14 protein-coding genes are annotated in these 16934 nt (G+C 68.6%); 5 read left to right on the forward strand and 9 right to left on the reverse strand.

The genetic code is table 11. The features are described from left to right. Nucleotides 1-199: 199 nt before the first annotated feature. The 3 genes from AB0P24_RS12380 to AB0P24_RS12390 all read left to right on the forward strand — a co-directional run bounded on the left by AB0P24_RS12380 (nt 200) and on the right by AB0P24_RS12390 (nt 3816). Nucleotides 200-952, forward strand: coding sequence for an IclR family transcriptional regulator (locus AB0P24_RS12380; protein WP_365792948.1), 753 nt, complete (start codon nt 200-202; stop codon nt 950-952). 652 nt (nt 953-1604) lie between these two features. Beyond that, nucleotides 1605-2759, forward strand: a complete 1155-nt coding sequence (locus AB0P24_RS12385; RefSeq protein ID WP_365792950.1) for an SDR family NAD(P)-dependent oxidoreductase — start codon at nt 1605-1607, stop codon at nt 2757-2759. Between the two features lie 526 nt (nt 2760-3285). Further along, nucleotides 3286-3816 carry a YbhB/YbcL family Raf kinase inhibitor-like protein gene (locus tag AB0P24_RS12390; protein WP_365792952.1) on the forward strand — a complete coding sequence of 177 codons (531 nt, stop codon included), beginning with the start codon at nt 3286-3288 and terminating at the stop codon, nt 3814-3816. 266 nt (nt 3817-4082) lie between these two features. On the opposite strand, the gene AB0P24_RS12395 is transcribed toward AB0P24_RS12390, so the two are convergent. Beyond that, a complete protein-coding gene (locus AB0P24_RS12395; protein WP_365792954.1) occupies nt 4083-4538 on the reverse strand; it encodes a flavin reductase family protein in 456 nt (151 codons plus the stop codon). A gap of 537 nt (nt 4539-5075) precedes the next feature. Here AB0P24_RS12395 and AB0P24_RS12400 point away from each other — a divergent pair. Then, entirely contained in the window at nt 5076-5819 is a 744-nt protein-coding gene (locus AB0P24_RS12400; RefSeq protein ID WP_365792956.1) for a GntR family transcriptional regulator, read from the forward strand. Between the two features lie 317 nt (nt 5820-6136). Here AB0P24_RS12400 and AB0P24_RS12405 read toward each other — a convergent pair whose 3' ends face one another. Continuing rightward, nucleotides 6137-7417, reverse strand: coding sequence for a LuxR C-terminal-related transcriptional regulator (locus AB0P24_RS12405; RefSeq protein WP_365792958.1), 1281 nt, complete (start codon nt 7415-7417; stop codon nt 6137-6139). A gap of 162 nt (nt 7418-7579) precedes the next feature. Here AB0P24_RS12405 and AB0P24_RS12410 point away from each other — a divergent pair, with 162 nt between their 5' ends. Beyond that, nucleotides 7580-8488: an NADP-dependent oxidoreductase gene (locus AB0P24_RS12410; RefSeq protein ID WP_365792960.1), complete on the forward strand. Its 909-nt coding sequence runs from the start codon at nt 7580-7582 to the stop codon at nt 8486-8488. A 154-nt stretch (nt 8489-8642) separates the two neighbouring features. Here the strand turns inward: AB0P24_RS12410 and AB0P24_RS12415 are convergent, their stop codons facing one another. The 7 genes from AB0P24_RS12415 to AB0P24_RS12445 all read right to left on the reverse strand — a co-directional run bounded on the left by AB0P24_RS12415 (nt 8643) and on the right by AB0P24_RS12445 (nt 16931). Next, the gene (locus AB0P24_RS12415; protein WP_365792962.1) at nt 8643-10121 is read right to left on the reverse strand and encodes an aldehyde dehydrogenase; all 1479 of its coding nucleotides are present in this window, start codon (nt 10119-10121) and stop codon (nt 8643-8645) included. A 203-nt stretch (nt 10122-10324) separates the two neighbouring features. Beyond that, on the reverse strand, nt 10325-11194 hold the full coding sequence (locus AB0P24_RS12420) for a fumarylacetoacetate hydrolase family protein (RefSeq protein WP_365792964.1): 870 nt from the start codon (nt 11192-11194) through the stop codon (nt 10325-10327). A gap of 45 nt (nt 11195-11239) precedes the next feature. Beyond that, a complete protein-coding gene (locus AB0P24_RS12425; protein WP_365792966.1) occupies nt 11240-11914 on the reverse strand; it encodes a flavin reductase in 675 nt (224 codons plus the stop codon). A gap of 436 nt (nt 11915-12350) precedes the next feature. After that, nucleotides 12351-13826 (reverse strand): FAD-binding oxidoreductase, encoded by a 1476-nt coding sequence (locus tag AB0P24_RS12430; RefSeq protein ID WP_365792968.1) that lies wholly within the window; start codon nt 13824-13826, stop codon nt 12351-12353. 367 nt (nt 13827-14193) lie between these two features. Then, nucleotides 14194-14397, reverse strand: a complete 204-nt coding sequence (locus AB0P24_RS12435) for a ferredoxin (RefSeq protein ID WP_365792970.1) — start codon at nt 14395-14397, stop codon at nt 14194-14196. After that, complete coding sequence (locus AB0P24_RS12440) at nt 14397-15584, reverse strand: cytochrome P450 (protein WP_365792972.1); 1188 nt, start codon at nt 15582-15584, stop codon at nt 14397-14399. Before AB0P24_RS12440 ends, AB0P24_RS12435 begins: the two co-directional genes overlap by 1 nt. A 54-nt stretch (nt 15585-15638) precedes the next feature. After that, nucleotides 15639-16931: an NADH:flavin oxidoreductase gene (locus AB0P24_RS12445; RefSeq protein WP_365792974.1), complete on the reverse strand. Its 1293-nt coding sequence runs from the start codon at nt 16929-16931 to the stop codon at nt 15639-15641. Nucleotides 16932-16934: the final 3 nt, after the last annotated feature.

Here is a 16934-nt window from a genome sequence, read left to right on the forward strand (position 1 = left end):
CCGATGTTGTCCCGCACCCCGCTTCCGGAGGCGTTCTCGCCCAGCGGCTCTTCGAGACCGGGCGCGACGGGGGCACGGAGATCCGCACCGTCTCGACGGACCCGTCCAGGGCGGGGCGGCCCCGGCACACCGTCCCGCCGGTGTGGGAGCATCACGGGGAGAGGCGCCCAGCGAGATGCCCGGAAACGAAGCGAGGACGATGCGAAGCGTCACCACCGCACTGCAGGTACTGGAAGCCGTGGCGGTCAACCAGCCGGTCGGGTTGAGCGCACTGACGCGGACCCTCGGCCTGCCGAAGACCACCGTGCAGCGCAGTCTGGCGACACTCGCGGAGTCCGGCTGGATCGAGCAGCAGGCGGGCACGGGCCGGTGGCAGGTCGGCGTCCGGGCCTTCGTCGTCGGCAGCGCCGTCGGCGCCCGCGGAGGACTGCACTCTGCCGCGCTGCCCACGATGAGGGACCTCGGTTCCGAAGTCGGCGAAACGGTGCACCTGATGGTTCCCGCCGGCCGGGAAGTCGTCCTCGTCGAGCGGGTCGACAGTCCCCAGCCGGTCCGAGCCGTGGCACCCCTCGGGGCACGGGGACCGCTGCACGCCACGTCGAACGGCAAAGCCGTCCTCGCCGCCCTGCCGCAGGAGGATGTGGACGCGTACATCGCCGGCGGCCTGCCCGCGGTCACCCCGCACACGATCACCGACCCCGACCGACTCCGGGCCGAGCTCCGCGCCATCACCGAGGCCGGCTTCTCGGTCTGCCGGGAGGAACTGGAGGAGGGCGTCGTCTCCGTCGGCGCCGCCGTCCACCCCGGACACGGGCAGCCGGTCGCGTCACTGTCGATCTCGGGCCCCAAGAGCCGCATGTCTCCCGAACTCCTCACCCCGTACGGCGAGAAGGTCCGCCTAGCCGCAGAGGCCATCGCCTTCGCCCTGCCCGTCGGCGCCGACGTGCCCTGACCCGGGTCCGGAGCGCACGGGTCACGGCCGGCGACGGTTACGCAGGCGCCAAGGCGTACAGCCGCGCCGGCGGGGTCCCGCGATCTCGCCGGGGCTTGTCCGCCCCTTCGGCTTCGGCGTCGTCGGACGCCACGCCATCAGCTCCGCTTCAACCGCGCAATCGGATCCTGGTAGTCGGGCCGTCCGCGGCATGTGGCCGCGGTACGCCTCAACTCTCGCGGGATCGCGCGGCGACCTGCCCGGCCACCACGCGGTCCCGCCCCCTCCCACGTCCCGGTCTCTGAGCAGCACGGCCGGCGCGCACAAGGGGAAACAGTGATCGGCCGACTTGGCACGCGGCCATTGACAAACCCTTTTCGTCGCTGTTTCGTGGACCCCACAACTTGAAGTATCAGATAAGGCGATCTGAAATTCCAGAGTTGGCCTTCCCCACGACGGCACCCCCTGGGCGGACGCCCGAGCCCCTCGCGCGCGAGACCACGGACGACGCGACCATCCCATCCGAGCTCACCCCCCACGGAGCACACCATGACTGCCCCTCCCCCGGTCCGGACACCCATACCGTCGCCTGCTCGAGCGCACTGCCCAGCGACCTGACGCATCGCGCCCGCGTCCCGGGCGAGGACCTGATCGCCTTCCACGGAAAGCAGGCATGCCGCTCTGTCCGGCCGTTCAGCCGTCCCCGGCCTTCGAGCGGCCGACATCGATCGACCGGGTGACGGCCGGAAGAAGGCGGCGACAGACGTACCCGTCGCAGCCCCCTTCGCACCGGAGCCGTAGCAGGCGGCCTGCCTTGAGCCACGCACAACCCATCGCCGTCAGCAAGAAGGAAAGTGAGAGGAAATTGGCACTCCTAGAGGGCAAAGTCGCGATCGTTACGGGCGGTGGCCGCGGCATAGGCAGAGAGCACGCCTTGGCACTGGCCGGCGAAGGTGCGGCCGTGGTCGTCAACGATCTCGGTGAGTCAGAGTTCAACGGCGAAGGCGACTCGAACAGCGGGCCGGCCGAGGAGGTCGCGCAGGCCATTGTCGCCGCCGGCGGCCGAGCCGTGGCCGACACCCACGACATCTCCGACTGGGACGGCGCCGGTGCCCTGGTGCAAGCGGCGTTGAAGGAGTTCGGACGACTCGACATCGTCGTCAACAACGCCGCCATATCGCGTTTCGGAACCATCGACGCCATCTCACGGCTCGACTGGGAGCGAACCATCGCGGTCAACCTCACCGGCACCGGTGCGGTCTCCCATTGGGCTGCCGCCCATTGGCGTGAGACGGGGCCGCAGCCGGGGCGCAGCATCGTCAACATGACGTCCGGCGTCGGGCTCAACCCCTGGCCCGGCAACCCCATGTACACCGCCGCCAAAGCCGGCGTTGCCGCCCTGACCGTCCAGTGCGCGCTGGACCTCGCCGAGCTCGGCGTCCGCGTCAACGCCGTGGCACCGGCCGCGCGGACGCGTGTCAGCGCGACCGTCGCCCCCGATCTCATGAAGCCGGTCGAAGAGGGCTTCGACCGCATGGCCCCGGACAACGTGGCGGCTGTCGCCCTGTATCTCGCGTCGCCGCTCTGCCCCTACACCGGCCGGGTCTTCGGCATCGTCGGGGACGATCTGACCGTGTTCGACGGCTGGACTGTCAGCCATCACCTCAACAACGCCGAGCAGCGTTGGACCCTGAAAGGTCTGCAGGCCGCACTTGCGGACGTTCCGTTGCAACAGGAGCTGACAGCACAGGCGGTGACCGGCGTGCAGGCCGCGTCGTCGCCGCCGCAGGAAGTGCTGGCGGCACTCGCGGCACTCGAGAAGCCGTAGCCCCTGAAGCACGAGCGAGCCGCGCCGGTCCAGTCGTGATCAGAGGCGGTCCTCCCGGAAGGCCCGTGATGGCGGTCCTCTTGGATACGCGAATGTCCTTGGGGACCGCCATCACAGCTTGATGGCCCCTCGTCGAGGGCCGGAAGCCGGTGACGTGTGCTCAACAGAGGCTGCGTCAACACGCTTACCCACCACCGATCCGAGCGCCCCGTCCCTGGCAACACGGACGACGGGGCCGCGCCTCAGTACGCCCTGCCGGATCATACGAGAAATCCATGGTCAGACGCGGGACCAGCACAGGAAATCGGCTGCCGAACCTTCTCCACCGGGATCTCGGCGTGCCGGCTCGGCAGGTCGCTGGGGCGGCTGGGCAGCCCCGGTGCTCACCGAGCCCATCCAGCCCGGCGACGGGCAGGGTGCCGCGGCCGAGCCGACCGGTGCCCCGTGTTCCCCTCGGCGAAAAGGCGGTGGGCGAGCACACCGTCAGATTCTCATCGAAAACCCCGACACGAAAGGCACAACAACCATGGAATCCCCCTACGACAAGATCGGGAAGGTCCCGGCGTTCACGCTGAAGAGCAGTGACGTACAGGACGGCAAAGTTCTTCCGATCGCACAGATCAGCAGCCGGATCGGTGGCACCGACACCTCCCCGCACCTGAGCTGGTCGGGTTTCCCCGCCGAGACCAAGAGCTTCGCCATCACCGTGTACGACCCGGATGCGCCGACGGCGAGCGGGTTCTGGCACTGGGCGGTCGCCGACGTCCCGGCATCGGTGACGGAACTCCCGGCAGGGGCGGGCGACGACTCCGGCCCCGGTCTGCCGGCGGGGGCCTGGCAACTGGCCAACGACGCGGGCCTGAAGCGCTACGTCGGTGCCGCACCGCCTCCCGGCACCGGCGAGCACGTGTACTACATCGCCGTGCACGCGGTCGACGCGGAAAAGCTCGACCTGAACCCGAATGCCACCCCGGCATACCTGGGGTTCAACCTCTGGATGCACACCCTCGCGCGTGCGGTGATCACCGGACGGTTCGCCGCGCAGTCACAGGAATGACGCGCAATCCGAGGCAGTGAAGAGCCATGTCGACAGACCGAACGCCCCGTGCTGACGCAGCTCGGGGCGTTCGCTGCAGGAGCAGGGCCTTGAAACGCACGCTTCCCCAACGCGGTCCCGGAGCTGCGCCGGCCCTCACGCTGAAGCCTGATCAAGTCGACCGGCAACGGACACCTGCGAAGCTCGGCAGGTCGGGCACACGTGGCCGGTCCGGCGCAACCGATGCCGATCAGGTCGCACCGCCTCCACAGGTGTCCAGCCCCTGCTCACGAAGCCTCCTCGAGCCTCACATGCGTTCCGAACTCCCGGTTGTGGTAGGTCAGAGGTGTACTGGCGGTGCTGTCCGCAGCCACGACATCACCGAACACCACAAGGTGGTCACCACCGTCGACCAGGCGTGCGACCCGGCAGTTGAGGAACCCGGCAAGACCCGGAAGGCGTGGCAGGCCGGAGTCGTCGTACCAGGCGACGTCAGCGAACTTCCCCGTTCCGCCCTTACGCGCGAAGTGTGCCGCGAGAGCGGCCTGCGTACTGCTGAGGATGTTGACTCCGAACGTGCCGCTGACACGAACGACCTCAAGCAGTTGCGAGCGCCGGTCGAGCGAGACCAGCACCATGGGCGGGTCCATGGACAGTGACGTGAAGGCGCTCACGGTGGTTCCGTACGGCAGGCCTTGCCCCCGGGTGGTGATCACCGCGACCGGCGTGCACACGACGGCCATGGTCTCTCGGAACGCGGTCTGGAGCGGGTCCGCGATGCGCATGGTCATCCGCCCGCCCCCGCGACCGCCACTCCCGCGGACTGGCCGTCCCAATCCAGGTATGACCAGTTCGGGTCGCACGCTGTCACCCTGGCACGCAACCCGTCGGTGGTCGAGGAAACGCCAGGCACTGCATCCGGCATCGAACGGCCCTCCTGTCTGCGACTTTGGTGCCGGCAAGTCGACCCGGCAGCCATCAAGGCACATTTGATGTGTCACAATATAAACTCTGACACTTCAGATGGGAATGGCTCAGACGGGTCGGAGCAAGAATGTTCTTGCAACCAAGCGCGACACCACAGCCCGGCCCCCCGGCGCCGAACGCCGGGCGACTCCAAGCGCTTCCGGGAAATCGAGGCCGCCCAGTCCCTCCGGCGCGGGAAAGCACCTGACATGACAGATCAGCGCAGTTGACGTAGCACCGAGCGCATGAGAGATGCTAGCTTCGAAGTAGTGTGAGAAGCGGAGATCGTTACCGACAGACGAAGGTGACACATCGTGGTCGTTTACGAGCCTGAGGCAATTCCGCTGCGCGAGATCGCCTACCGTCGCCTCCGCGAGGACATCCTTTCGTGTCGCCTCCCCCCTGGACAACGGATCACCGAGCGCCAGATCGTCGCTGAGACCAAGCTGGGCATCTCCGCTGTTCGCGAGGCGCTGACGAGACTGGACCATGAAGGACTGGTCGACACGCAGCCTCGCCGGGGGTACAGGGTGAAACCGATGACACTCAAGGGAGTCGACGACCTTTTCGACTTCTGGGAGCTCCTCGGACCGGAGACGGTGCGCCGCGGTATCACCGGAGCCCCCCGGGGGCAGCTCGACCGTGTGGTCGCGGGGTTTGAGCAGTTCCTGGAGCTGGCACCCACCGGCTTGCCCAGCCGCGAGTTGACCCAACGGTGGCTCGAACTTTCGGAGGACACGTTCGCGGTACTGGTGGACGCCACGGACAATCCCTACATCATCAGTGCGTACCGTGCCGTGGCCGGCGAGCTGAGGCGGGTGCTGTCGCTCCTCAACGATGCAGTGTTGATCTTCTCCGTCTCCCCTCAGTACATAGCGGGTTGGAGCGAGGCGCTCAGTCGCCGGGACGGCGAAACGGCCGCCGAGCTCACACGCAAGTACATCCAGCAGTCACACAACCGCGTCCTTCACACACTCGCACGGTGGCCATCGGTCACCACCACGGAAATCGTGCCACTGCGTGATTCGGCTCTGTCGGAGATCTTGTTTGCCCCGTGAGGCGCTGCTGGTTCGAGTGGAGGTGGGAGACCTTCGCCAACGCCGTGTCGCAGCAGGGTTGTTGAAGCCGGGGGGCGATCCGGGTGGTGTCGGGTCCTTGCCCCGGCACGCCGCATCCGGCCGTGGTGGCAGGGGCTGACGCCACCGACGACCGGGACGGGGCGGAGCCGTGGTAGTACCCCGAGGCCAGGAAAGCCGGTCGCATGGGGGAGGGCGGCACCGCGATGGGCACGCCGAGCACGTCGGCGGCGATGCCCCCGCCCGCCGGCGGGGACGCGCATCAGCACATCGCGACCGTCACGCTCATGCCCGGCCGGCTACGCCGCACCCCACTCATGGGCGAGGGCTGCCGCCTCACCTCGGGAGTTGACGCCCAGCTTGTCGAGGATCTTCGCCACGTGGAACTTCACCGTCGACTCGCTGATGTGCAGTTCCTGGGCGATGTCCCGGTTGCGCCGCCCACGGGCCAGCTGTCCCAGCACCTGAAGCTCCCGTGCCCCCAGTCCGGTCAGCGGGTCCTGGCGCGGTGTGTCGGGTGGTGTGAGGGGAACTTCGATGGTCACCGTCGTGCCCCACTCGGGTATCGAGTCCACCTCGAACCGCCCGCCGAGCGGCGTCAGCCGGTCGATGACCTTGCGTGCGTCGAGAGAGCTCCGGGACAGGGTTCCGGGTCCGTCGTCCCGTACGGTGACCCGCAGGGCGTCCGCATCCACTTTCCAGCCGATGTGGATCCGGCTCACCTGACGACCCTCCGGCCCGTGCCCCTCGTCCTCCAACGAGGCGTGCACGGTGGCCCGGACCGCCGAGGACGCCGTGTTGACGACATCGCCGGGCAACAGCCGGTCCACGCCTTCCTCCGCGCCAGGGGTGCCGAGGTCCAGCCGTACGCCGCGGGCGCGCAGGATCCGGCGCAGCGAGTCGGCGAGCCGCTCGAAGGCCTGTCCGGCCCGTTCCTCCACCAGTGCCTGGTCGAGTTCGGCGTGTGAGCGCAGTTCGGCCTGGGCGGTGACGGCGAGGTCGATGGCGCGTATCCGGGCGTTGGTGTCGTCCAGGCCACGGTCGCGCAGGACGCCGAGCAGCGCGGTCAGCGCGGCGCCGTGGGCGTCGCCGAGATCGGAGATGGCCACGGCGCGTGCGGAGGCCGCCGCGCGCGACACGCCCAGCGTCACGGGGATCGCCTCGGTGCTCAGTCCCTCCCGGTGCGCGGTCAGCAGGTCCCACAGCGCCTGGGCGTCCGCCAGGTGCTCCTGCTGTACGGGGGTGTCCTCGGTCCGTACGAGCACCAGCAGCGCACCCTGCTCGGTGATGTCGTTGGCCAGGGCCAGCACGGGCACGTCGACGCCCGCCATCCTGGCCCGGCCCTGCCAGCTTCCCTCGGCCGGCACCAGCAGCCGCAGCGCTGCCACTTCGGCGGTGGTGATGGCCGAGCCGGGTTTGCCGGGGGACTCCCCGTGGACCTTGAACGGCGCGTACGCGCAGTTGGCGGACAGATCGGCCAGCCCTCGGTGGGGAATCGCCCCGGCCAAGGCGGCGGACAGGCGCGGCAACGTCTCGATGAGCGGCGCCCGGATCACATCGACAGCGGCCATCAGGTCCATGGCCACCAGCCTAGCCAGCCCACCCCGTACTTCGGCTGTCCTTTCGGCCAGCAAAAACCGTCCGAAAGGACAGCCGAAGTGAAGCCGTCCCTGCCGAGGATGGAGTCGTTGCCCACGAGCCGCTTCCCCGGCGGCATACGCATACAACGGGATGTGACATACATGAAGGCGATCGTGTACGCGGAGTACGGCGGCCCCGAGGTCCTGCGACTCGCGGAGGTCGAGGAGCCGCACGCAGGCCCCGGACAGGTCCGGCTGAAGATCGTGGCCGTAGGCATCAACCCTATCGACTACAAGATTCGCCGCGGCTGGTTGCAGCAGATGATCCCCGTGACCTTCCCCGCCGTCCCGGGCTCGGAAGCGGCCGGCATCGTCGACGAGGTCGGTGAGGGAGTCACCGGCGTCTCGGTGGGGGACGAGGTGCTGGGCTTCACCGTCACCGGCGCCTACGCCGATTACGCCCTGGCCACGGACTTCGCGCCCAAACCGGCCGGCCTCGAGTGGGAGTCGGCCGCCGCGCTGCCCGTCGCCGCCGAGACCTCCCACCGGGTGCTGGACGCCCTCGGGGTGACGGACGGAGAGACGCTGCTGGTGCACGGGGCCGCAGGCGTAGTCGGCTCCGTCGGCGCCCAGCTCGCCGTGGCCCGCGGCGCCACCGTCATCGGAACCGCGTCCGAGGCCAACCACGACTATCTGCGTTCCCTCGGTGTCACGCCCGTCACCTACGGCGACGGCCTCGCCGACCGAGTCCGCGCCGCCGCCCCGCAGGGCATCGACGCCGTGTACGACGCCGCGGGGTACAACGCCCTGGAGGTGTCCATCGACCTGCGCGGCGGCACCACCGAACGTATCGTCACCATCGCCGACATGCGAGCCGTCGAACTGGGCATCCCCATCTCCGCCGAGGCCAGCAGCCAGTTCGGGCCGACGCTCGCCGGCTACGCCCGCCTCGCCGCCGACGGCCGGCTGCGCGTCCGTATCGACCGGGGCCTCCCCCTCGCCGACGCTGCCAAGGCCCAGGAACTGAGCGAAGCCGGCCACCCGCACGGCAAGTTGGTCCTTCGCCCATAACCACCTGCGGCGGGCTACCGCCGCCTGCCCGGGGAGCACCACGCTCGACGCCCGTGTCCACGGGATCGCATCCCCCGGCCCGGGGGGATGCGGCAGAGGCCGGACCGGTTGACTCAGGCCGATGTCTCCCGGTCCAGCCGTGCTGTTACCTCGATCAGATCGGGTAGTGCCGCTCCCCCGACTGGATCGTCACCCAGCGGAGTTCGGTGAACTCCTCCAGCGCCGCCCTGGAGCCGAAGCGCCCGAAGCCACTGGCACCGACGCCTCCGAACGGCATCTGCGGCTCGTCGTGGACCGTGGCGCCGTTGATGTGACAGATCCCCGACCGGATCCGGCGCGCCACGTCCAGCGCGACTCCGCCGTCCCGGCCGAACACCGCGGCGGACAGCCCGTACTCGGTGTCGTTGGCCTTGGCCACGGCATCGTCGATGCCGTCGGCCTCGATGATCGAGACGACCGGCCCGAACGACTCCTCGGCATAGATCCGCATCTGCGGTGTCACGCCACGAAGAACGGTCGGCTGGACGAAGAGCCCGTCCGCATCGCCACCGGCCAGCACCTCGGCGCCGTGCGCGCGGGCGTCCTCGACCAACGCGAGCACATGGTCACGGGCCTGCGTGTGCACAAGGGGACCGATCTGGGAGGACGGGTCATCGGGCGGTCCGACGACGAGTTTGGCGGCGCGATCGGCCAGGCGTTGGCTGAGCTCGTCGGCCACCGTACGATCGACGATCACACGCTCGGTCGACATGCAGATCTCGCCCTGGTTCATGAACGCGCCGAAACTGGCCGCCGCCGCGGCGGCCTCCAGGTCGGCGTCGGGCAGCACGACCAGAGGCGCCTTTCCGCCCAGTTCCAGCACGACACGCTTGAGGTGGCGACCAGCCAGTTCGCCGATGATCCGGCCGACCCGCGTCGACCCGGTGAAGTTCACCCGAGCCGTGGCGGGATGAGCGACCAGGGCCTCGACGATCTCGGCGGCGTCCTCGGGCGCGTTGGTGACCAGGTTGACGGCCCCGGCCGGCACGCCCGCCTCGTGCAGCACGTCGACGATCGCGGCCTGGGTGCACGGCGTCTGCTCGGACGCCTTGAGTACCACGGTGTTGCCGTAGACGAGCGGCATCGCGATCGCCCGCACGCCAAGGATCAGCGGTGCGTTCCACGGTGCGAGGCCCACGACGACCCCGGCCGGCTGCCGGATCCCCAGGGCGGTCAGCCCCGGCACGTCGGACGGGATCACCTCACCGACCGCGGAGTACGCCTGCGCCGCTGCCTCGACGAGCATGCCCTTGGCGACGTGCACGTTGAACATGCACCACGGCCGGGTCGCCCCCATCTCCGCGCCCATGACCGCGGAAATGTCCTCGGCTCGCGCCTCCAGCAGCGCCGCCGCCCGCTCCAGAACCGCCCGGCGCCGGGCCGGAGGAAGTCCTGACCATGCCTGAAGTGCCCCGGCAGCGGCATCAACCGCGCGGCGGGCGTCGGCGGCCGAAGCGGCCGCGACCCGAGCGATCGGCTTGCCCGTCAGTGCCTCCCTGGTGTCGATGTACCGCTCGGCCTCGGCCGGGACCCGGCGCCCGTCGATGAACAGGTCGCAGGTCGGGGTGGCGGGCTTGGGTTCGGTCCCTGACATTGGTGTCTCCCTTGACAAGACGGGCTGCCCGCCACGCCGACGAACAGTGACCGCGGGTATGTGACATCGCGCCGACAACCGCAATGGCGCTGCTTGTTCGGCGAACGAGGAGTTCCGGCCGGATGGTGGCCGAGTGGCCACAGTGAGGAATCAGAATCGGAAGTCGGTCGACAGGTCAGGCCGCGGCCGATTCCTTCGAACGTTCAGTTCGGACCCTCCGGTGCTGCCACGATTTCGTTCCGGAGGACACCGATACCGGAGACCTCGATCTCGGTCACGTCACCGGGAGCGAGAAAACGCGGCGGTTTGGCGGCCAGGCCGACCCCGCCCGGCGTCCCGGTGACGATCACATCGCCGGGAGCCAGCCGGGTGAACCCGGTGACGTACCGCAGAATGGCCGTGAAATCGAAGATGAGGTCGTCCAGTGTGGCGTCCTGCCTCACCTCCCCGTTGACTCGGGTGGTGAGCCGCACCGACCCGAGGTCGTCGAATTCGTCCATGGTGACCAGCCAGGGGCCGAACGAACCGATGCCGGCGAAGTTCTTGCCCGGCAGCCACTGGCTGTTGTGCAGCTGCCAGTCCCGCACGCTCAGGTCGTTGTAGCAGGACAGGCCCGCGATCGCCGCCCGCGCGTCGGCGTCCGTCTCGATCGCCGACACATGACGTCCGATGACGATCGCGACCTCGCCCTCGTAGTCCAGCTGCTTCGAGTTCGGCGGATGCACGACGGGGTGTCCGTGGCCGACCTGGGTGTCGGCGAACCGGCTGAAGACGGTCGGGTGCTCCGGTTTCTCGGTGTGCCCCGTCTCCTCCCGGTGGTCGACGTAGTTGACCCCCACACAAAGGATCTTCGCGGGGTCGGGGACCGGCGGCAGGTACTCGATGTCCGCCAGTGGGTGGGTGACCGCACGCCGCTCGCTGAGCCGCTCCAGCGGACCCAGCAGGTCTCGCTCCAGCAGCTCGCGGATCGAGGTCGCGTCCCCGGCGAGTGCCGCGGCACCGTCGATGACCACGTCACCCGACAGCACACCGAACGACTCCTCGTCACCGATGCGATACGTCAACAGCTTCATGAACGCCTCCTTCGCGCTCAGCCGCCGCGTCTCGGCGGAACGGACCTACGCGAGTGCCTGATTCCCGGTCTCCAGACCCACGTATCGACCGCGGTGGAACACCAGCGGCTGCTCCCCCGGAACCGCGTCGAAGTCGACCGCTTCCCCGATGGCGACGAAGTGGTCGCCGTGCTCGTGCACGGCCGTGAGCCGGCAGTCGATCCACGCCGCCACCCCTTCCAGCACCGGTGAGCCGGTCACCGGTGCCGGACGCCACGACAGGCCGGCGAACTTGTCGCCCCCAGGCTTGGCGAGGGCGTTGGAAACGTTCTCCTGCCGCGCGGTGAGCACGTTCACGCAGAAGGAACCGGACCGGCGTATCCGGGTGAAGCTCGTCGACGAGACTCCGGGCAGAAACCCGACCAGCGACGGGTCCGTCGACACCATGATGAGGCTGCCGACGGTGAGCCCGACCGGTTCGCCGCCGTCGACGGCGGTCACCACGGCGATGCCGCTCGGCACCACCGACAGCACTTCACGGAAACGGCCGGGATCCTTTCGGACCTCGCCGTGCGCCGGTTCGGAATTGTCAACCACGGAACTCTCCCATCCCGTGATCGCGGCGTTCTCCGCGATCACGATGGCCGTTGTGTCGATGTTGGCGGCGGGCAGGCCAGGCATGGCCCAGGCCTCGGCGGCCCGGACTCCGTCCGCCCATCGGACGCGCGGCTCCGGATCCATGACCGCCGCGATGCCGCCATCGAGGAGATTGATATGTCAGTGCATCATAATTGAAACCTCAGGTGCTGGGTAGAGTCCCGGGTGTTCTCGCGGACAACGACCTTCCCCGCGTCATGTCCGAGATCGCGCGGTGCCGCCGCGGCCGAGGCGGCAGCAGACCCCGGCCCACGATGGCGACGCGGGGACGGGGCTTGACGCCTCACACGTCCGCCGACGAGCCGGACGGGGATCCCGGCGTACGTGTTCACCATCGTGTTCAGCATCGCGTTCTCCGCGATCACCGCATCGTCGGTGAGTTGCCGGCGCGGCCGTGCGTGCCGTGTCCGAACCCGAGGTGGTCGATCGGATCACGGCGGAAGTCGACCCCGTCGGCGCGCTCCCGCTTCCGCTCGTCACTGCCGGCGTGCGGGCTTTGGCGTGAGCGCGCCGACGAGGCTCAGCTCAGCAGGTAGCTGTGGAAAAGGCCGCTCGGGTCGTACTTCGCACGTAGCTGCTCCAGGCGCTCCAGATTCTGGGGCGCCATGAACGGAGCAGGGCGATTGACGAGGTTCTCGTCGGCGAGCATGATCCCTACCGAGTACGGCTCGAGCCGCCGCATGTGCCCGGTCGCCCACTCGATGCAGTGTGCGTCATCCTTCTCGTCGTCCCAGACGGCGACCGGCGATATGTAGAGCGGGGCCTGCAGTGAGAAGGCGCCGTTCGGCACGTCCGCGTCGTGCCACGGATAGAAGCCGATGTGGCACTTCGGGTTGGGAAAACTGTCGAACAGTTCCTGGAACTTCGGCACGAGCGTGGCGGGAGACTCGTGCGTCCACATGCCGTCCACGCAGTAGCGGCCAGGGACAGCCGCCGCGCTCATGAAGGCGTAGAGCTCGTCGAAGGAGGCCGGCTTCGCGTAACGGTGCTCCAGTGCCCGGTCGATCGCCGGACAGGTCTCGAACGGAGCGAGCGCGTCACGTCCTTGCTGCTCGGTGTCGGTGAAGGAGACCGCGAACACAAGCAGGAGGCGCTGGTCGAGGCCGGGCGGTGTCGCGCACATCAGGAACGGCTCGACCGACCGGGGCAGTGAAGGCCCGGTCTCCAGGAACCACGGAAGCACGTCGTCGAGCGCGTCCATCGGATAGGCGTAGAGGCTGGACAGAATCGACGCGGGCAGCGGATGGAGGTCGAGGTAGAAGCGTGTGACGACACCGAAGAAGCCGGAACCCGAACCACGGGCGGCCCACATATAGTCCGCGTTGGTCGTGTCATCGCAGTGGATGAGCTCCCCGTCGGCGGTGACCACGTCGATGGCCCGCACACTCGAGCAGGCCATTCCCATCGCCTGGCCGTTCCAGCCGAAGCCGCCCTGGAGCAGGAATCCGCCCAGGCCGACACCCGGGCAGTGGCCGCCGGGGAAGAAGAGCCCGTGCTCGCGCACCGCCGCGCCGAAGTCGTCCCCGGTGACGCTCGGCGTCACCGTCGCCGTGCGCGCCTGCGGATCGATCGTGTACTCGCAGAACTCCGAGAAGTCGATCATCAGCCCGTCCCGGACCGACGACGCGGTCATGCTGTGGCCGCCACCGCGCGCCTTGACCTTCAAGCCCTCCTTGCGCGCACGACGCACAGCCTCGACGACGTCCTGCTCGTTCTTGACCCGGACTATGACGTCCGGATACCGATTGGGCTTCAGCTGGTGCCAGACCGCAGCCTGCCGCGCGGCCTCGTACCCTTCGTCGCCCCTTCGCCAGACATCGCCCGCGACGACGGGGTCCGGTTCGCTCTGTCCAACCATGGATCTCCTCCTTGAAAGGTTGCGGAATTTCACGGTCCCCACACCGCTGGACGGCGTGAGCGAGGCATCGGCGGCCGGGAAGTCCGTCCGCCCTCGCGGGCGCGCGGCTCCGAATCCACGACCGCCGCGCCGGCCCACCGAGCACACTGGTGTACTCGCGGTCGAGCCCGGCGGCCGAGGGCACACCTCGGCGAAAGACCAACCGCCTTGCCGGCTCCTTGGTACGCGGGGAGAAAGAAGAACCCTCGGGCCGCGAGTCCGTCGACGGGAGAGGGCCGGGCCTGTGGTCTCCCAGTGAGCACGAAGGCAGCAGCGACCCGAGCACGCCATCCACGACGATCGGGCGTGATGTGTCACATCTTACTTACTGATACCCTTAGGGAACAGAGTCTCGTGTGTTCTCGCGGATCATGACGGCCTCGACGTCATGTCCGAGATCGCGCCCTGCCGCCGCTGCCGAGGCGGCAGGGCCGACAACGACGTCGCGGGAAAGCGGCTTTACGCGTCACACGTCCGCCCGCACCGGCAACGCGGCCACAGGGCAGACACCGGCACCGACAACCGCGGCATCCTCCCTGTCCGCCGGCACCTGCCGGTTCTCGTACACGAAGGCCACCCAGCCCTCGTCGTCAGGACCGTGAATCGTCGGCGCCCGCTCTCGGCGGAGGCCGTGTCCTTCACAGCGCTCACGGACCACCTCGACGCGCATCAGGCCGCGTTCCTCGCCACGAGCCGGACGGGGATCGCGGCATACGTGTTCACCATCGTGTTCTCCGCGATCACCGCATCGCCGGTGAGCTCGATGCGCTCGACGGACTCCAGCAGCGCGTGGATCAGCGCGTGCAGCTCAAGGCGGGCGACACCCTGGCCGGCGCAGCCGTGCGTGCCGTGTCCGAACCCGAGGTGGTCGATCGGATTACGGCGGAAGTCGAACTCGTCCGCGCGCTCCCACTTCCGCTCGTCACGGTTCGCGGAGGCGGTGAGCGGCCACACCCGAGCGCCTCGCGGGATGGCCACCCCGCCGAGCTCCGTGTCACGCGCGGTGACGCGGGTGAAGCCCCGGAAGGGACTCTCGAACCGGACGACCTCGTTGATCGTGGAAGCGACCAGCCCGGGCTCGGCGCGAAGCGCTGCCCACTGGTCCGGGCGCTCGGCGAAGATGACGAGCAGATGGCCGATCGCCGCGGCCGTGGTCTCCAGCGAAGGACCGATGTAGTCGATGAACAGCAGCGGGCACTTCTCCGGGGAGATGACACCCTGATCGGCTGCCTCGAGCATGTCCGCGCAGATGGTGCCCGGCGTGACCTCCCGGTTCTTGGCGAGCTCATGATTGAACTCGAGCATGCGCATGGACATCTCGATGTTGTGCGGAGTGCGCTCTGTGACCGGGCCCAGCAGGTCGGTGCCCACCTTCGCCCACTCGTAGAGCTTGTCCCGATTGCGGTCGGGGAGGCCGAGGAAGTCGGGGATGACCGACATCGGCATCGCCTCGGCCAACTCCTTGACACCGTCGATCTCGCCCCGGGACACGACTTCGGCGACCAGGCTCCGTGCCTTCTGGGTGATCTCCTCGGTACGACCACGTATGGCACGGGGCTTCAGCCCGGCCGCGACGACGGAGCGCAGCAGGTCGTGCTCCGGCGGGTCGCTGGCGAGAGTGGTGCCTCGGATCATCTGGTTCACCTCGGCGTTGATTCCCACGCCGTCGCCGGAGATGAACGACGCGTGATCGGCCAGCGCGGCTTTGACCTCGGCGTAACGCGTGATCACGTACACGTCCGGTTCACGCAGCCGGACCACGGCGCCCAGATCCCGCAACTGTCGATACTGCTCGTGGCGAGTGCGCTGATCCGAGGTCGTGAACATGTCGATGTCTGTCATGGGTACAACGGCCACGGTTCCTCCTTGAACTACGCGGCTAGGGGCATAAACCTTGGGATGGGTGTCGATTCACGAGCGTTTCCTGGCAACCTTTCCGACGACGTCCATGAGTCGCCGGGAGCCGCTCGCGGCGAGCACGGCCCGCTCGATGGGGGCCTTGACCAGGCGGTCGACCGGGGGGAGCCCACCGGGCTGTCGGCTCTCGCGGCCCATCCGGGGATTCGCGGTGCAGCGGATGGGCATCCCCATGATCATGCGGCGCATGCACTGGTTGTGGTAGTCGCACTGGACGATGTCCTGGACGCGCCCGTCGCGGATCTTGTTCGCGTACTCGGGGTCGGCGAGCAGCGGACGGGCGAGCATCACCGCGTCGGCATGGCCTTCGGAGACGATCTGCGCTGCGCCTTCGGGGATCTGGACGCTGCCGATGATCAGCGGGCAGGACAGGGCTTCGCGGAAGATCTTCGCCTCTCCGTGCGCGACCGTCGGCGTGTCTGTCTCCATGTGGTCCATCGCCTCGTAGTTGCCGTCGGTCAGGGCCACGTAATCCAGCCCCGCGCGCTCCACGTGCCGCGCGATGGCCGCGAACCCCTCGGGCCCCTGGCCGCCTTCGACATGCTCGTTGGCACTGATGCGCAGGCCGATCGGGAACGAGTCCCCCACCTGCTCGCGAATGAGGCGCACCATGTCCACCAGAACCCGGGCGCGATTCTCGACACTCCCGCCGTAGTCATCGGTACGCCAGTTCGACCTGGGCGAAAGAAACGACGCGAGGAAATAGCTCATCATCGCGGCGACCTCGACCCCGTCGAAGCCGGCCCGCTGTGCGCGCACGGCGGCCATGGCCATTTCCTCAGCGATCTGACGAATCTCCTCGACCGTCGCCTCCCGCGGCGTCGGGGTGGCCACCTCGAACGGGGCGATGACACCTCGGGGCAACCTGCCCGGCTTGACCACGACGTTCTTGGGACTCGCCGCGATGAGCGGCAACTTCGAGGAGGGCTTGGCCATCGTCCCGAACGAGGCGGTGAGCTCGGCGAAGATCGGCGTCCCATGGGCGTGGACCGCGTCCGTCACCTGCTGGAGGTCAGGCACGAAACGATCGTCATCGAATCGGAGGATCGCCTTGACCCGTGATTCGGCGTAGGCGCGGCGAGTCGCCGTCGTGCCGCCCAGGATGATCAAGCCGACGCCGCCCTTGGCCCGCTCACGCAGAAACGCGATCGTCTGCTCGCTCGGCCGACCGTCCGGGCGCGCCGACAACGCCGCCATCGGGGCCATGACGATCCGGTTGGCGAGCGCCACCTTGTTGATAGCGAGCGGGGCGAACAGAACAGCGGCCGACTCGGCGTTGTCAGTCATGAA

This window comes from Streptomyces sp. NPDC086519, from assembly GCF_040686075.1.
Classification (GTDB): domain Bacteria; phylum Actinomycetota; class Actinomycetes; order Streptomycetales; family Streptomycetaceae; genus Streptomyces; species Streptomyces shenzhenensis.

What these genes read in the sequence shown, in the direction of transcription:
- AB0P24_RS12405 (WP_365792958.1), bottom strand. Translation starts at nt 7,417, where the DNA reads ATGGACCTGATGGCCGCTGTCGATGTGATCCGGGCGCCGCTCATCGAG.
- AB0P24_RS12395 (WP_365792954.1), bottom strand. Translation starts at nt 4,538, where the DNA reads ATGGCCGTCGTGTGCACGCCGGTCGCGGTGATCACCACCCGGGGGCAA.
- AB0P24_RS12385 (WP_365792950.1), top strand. Translation starts at nt 1,605, where the DNA reads ATGCCGCTCTGTCCGGCCGTTCAGCCGTCCCCGGCCTTCGAGCGGCCG.
- AB0P24_RS12445 (WP_365792974.1), bottom strand. Translation starts at nt 16,931, where the DNA reads ATGACTGACAACGCCGAGTCGGCCGCTGTTCTGTTCGCCCCGCTCGCT.
- AB0P24_RS12415 (WP_365792962.1), bottom strand. Translation starts at nt 10,121, where the DNA reads ATGTCAGGGACCGAACCCAAGCCCGCCACCCCGACCTGCGACCTGTTC.
- AB0P24_RS12425 (WP_365792966.1), bottom strand. Translation starts at nt 11,914, where the DNA reads ATGGATCCGGAGCCGCGCGTCCGATGGGCGGACGGAGTCCGGGCCGCC.
- AB0P24_RS12420 (WP_365792964.1), bottom strand. Translation starts at nt 11,194, where the DNA reads ATGAAGCTGTTGACGTATCGCATCGGTGACGAGGAGTCGTTCGGTGTG.
- AB0P24_RS12380 (WP_365792948.1), top strand. Translation starts at nt 200, where the DNA reads ATGCGAAGCGTCACCACCGCACTGCAGGTACTGGAAGCCGTGGCGGTC.
- AB0P24_RS12435 (WP_365792970.1), bottom strand. Translation starts at nt 14,397, where the DNA reads ATGCGCGTCGAGGTGGTCCGTGAGCGCTGTGAAGGACACGGCCTCCGC.
- AB0P24_RS12410 (WP_365792960.1), top strand. Translation starts at nt 7,580, where the DNA reads ATGAAGGCGATCGTGTACGCGGAGTACGGCGGCCCCGAGGTCCTGCGA.
- AB0P24_RS12390 (WP_365792952.1), top strand. Translation starts at nt 3,286, where the DNA reads ATGGAATCCCCCTACGACAAGATCGGGAAGGTCCCGGCGTTCACGCTG.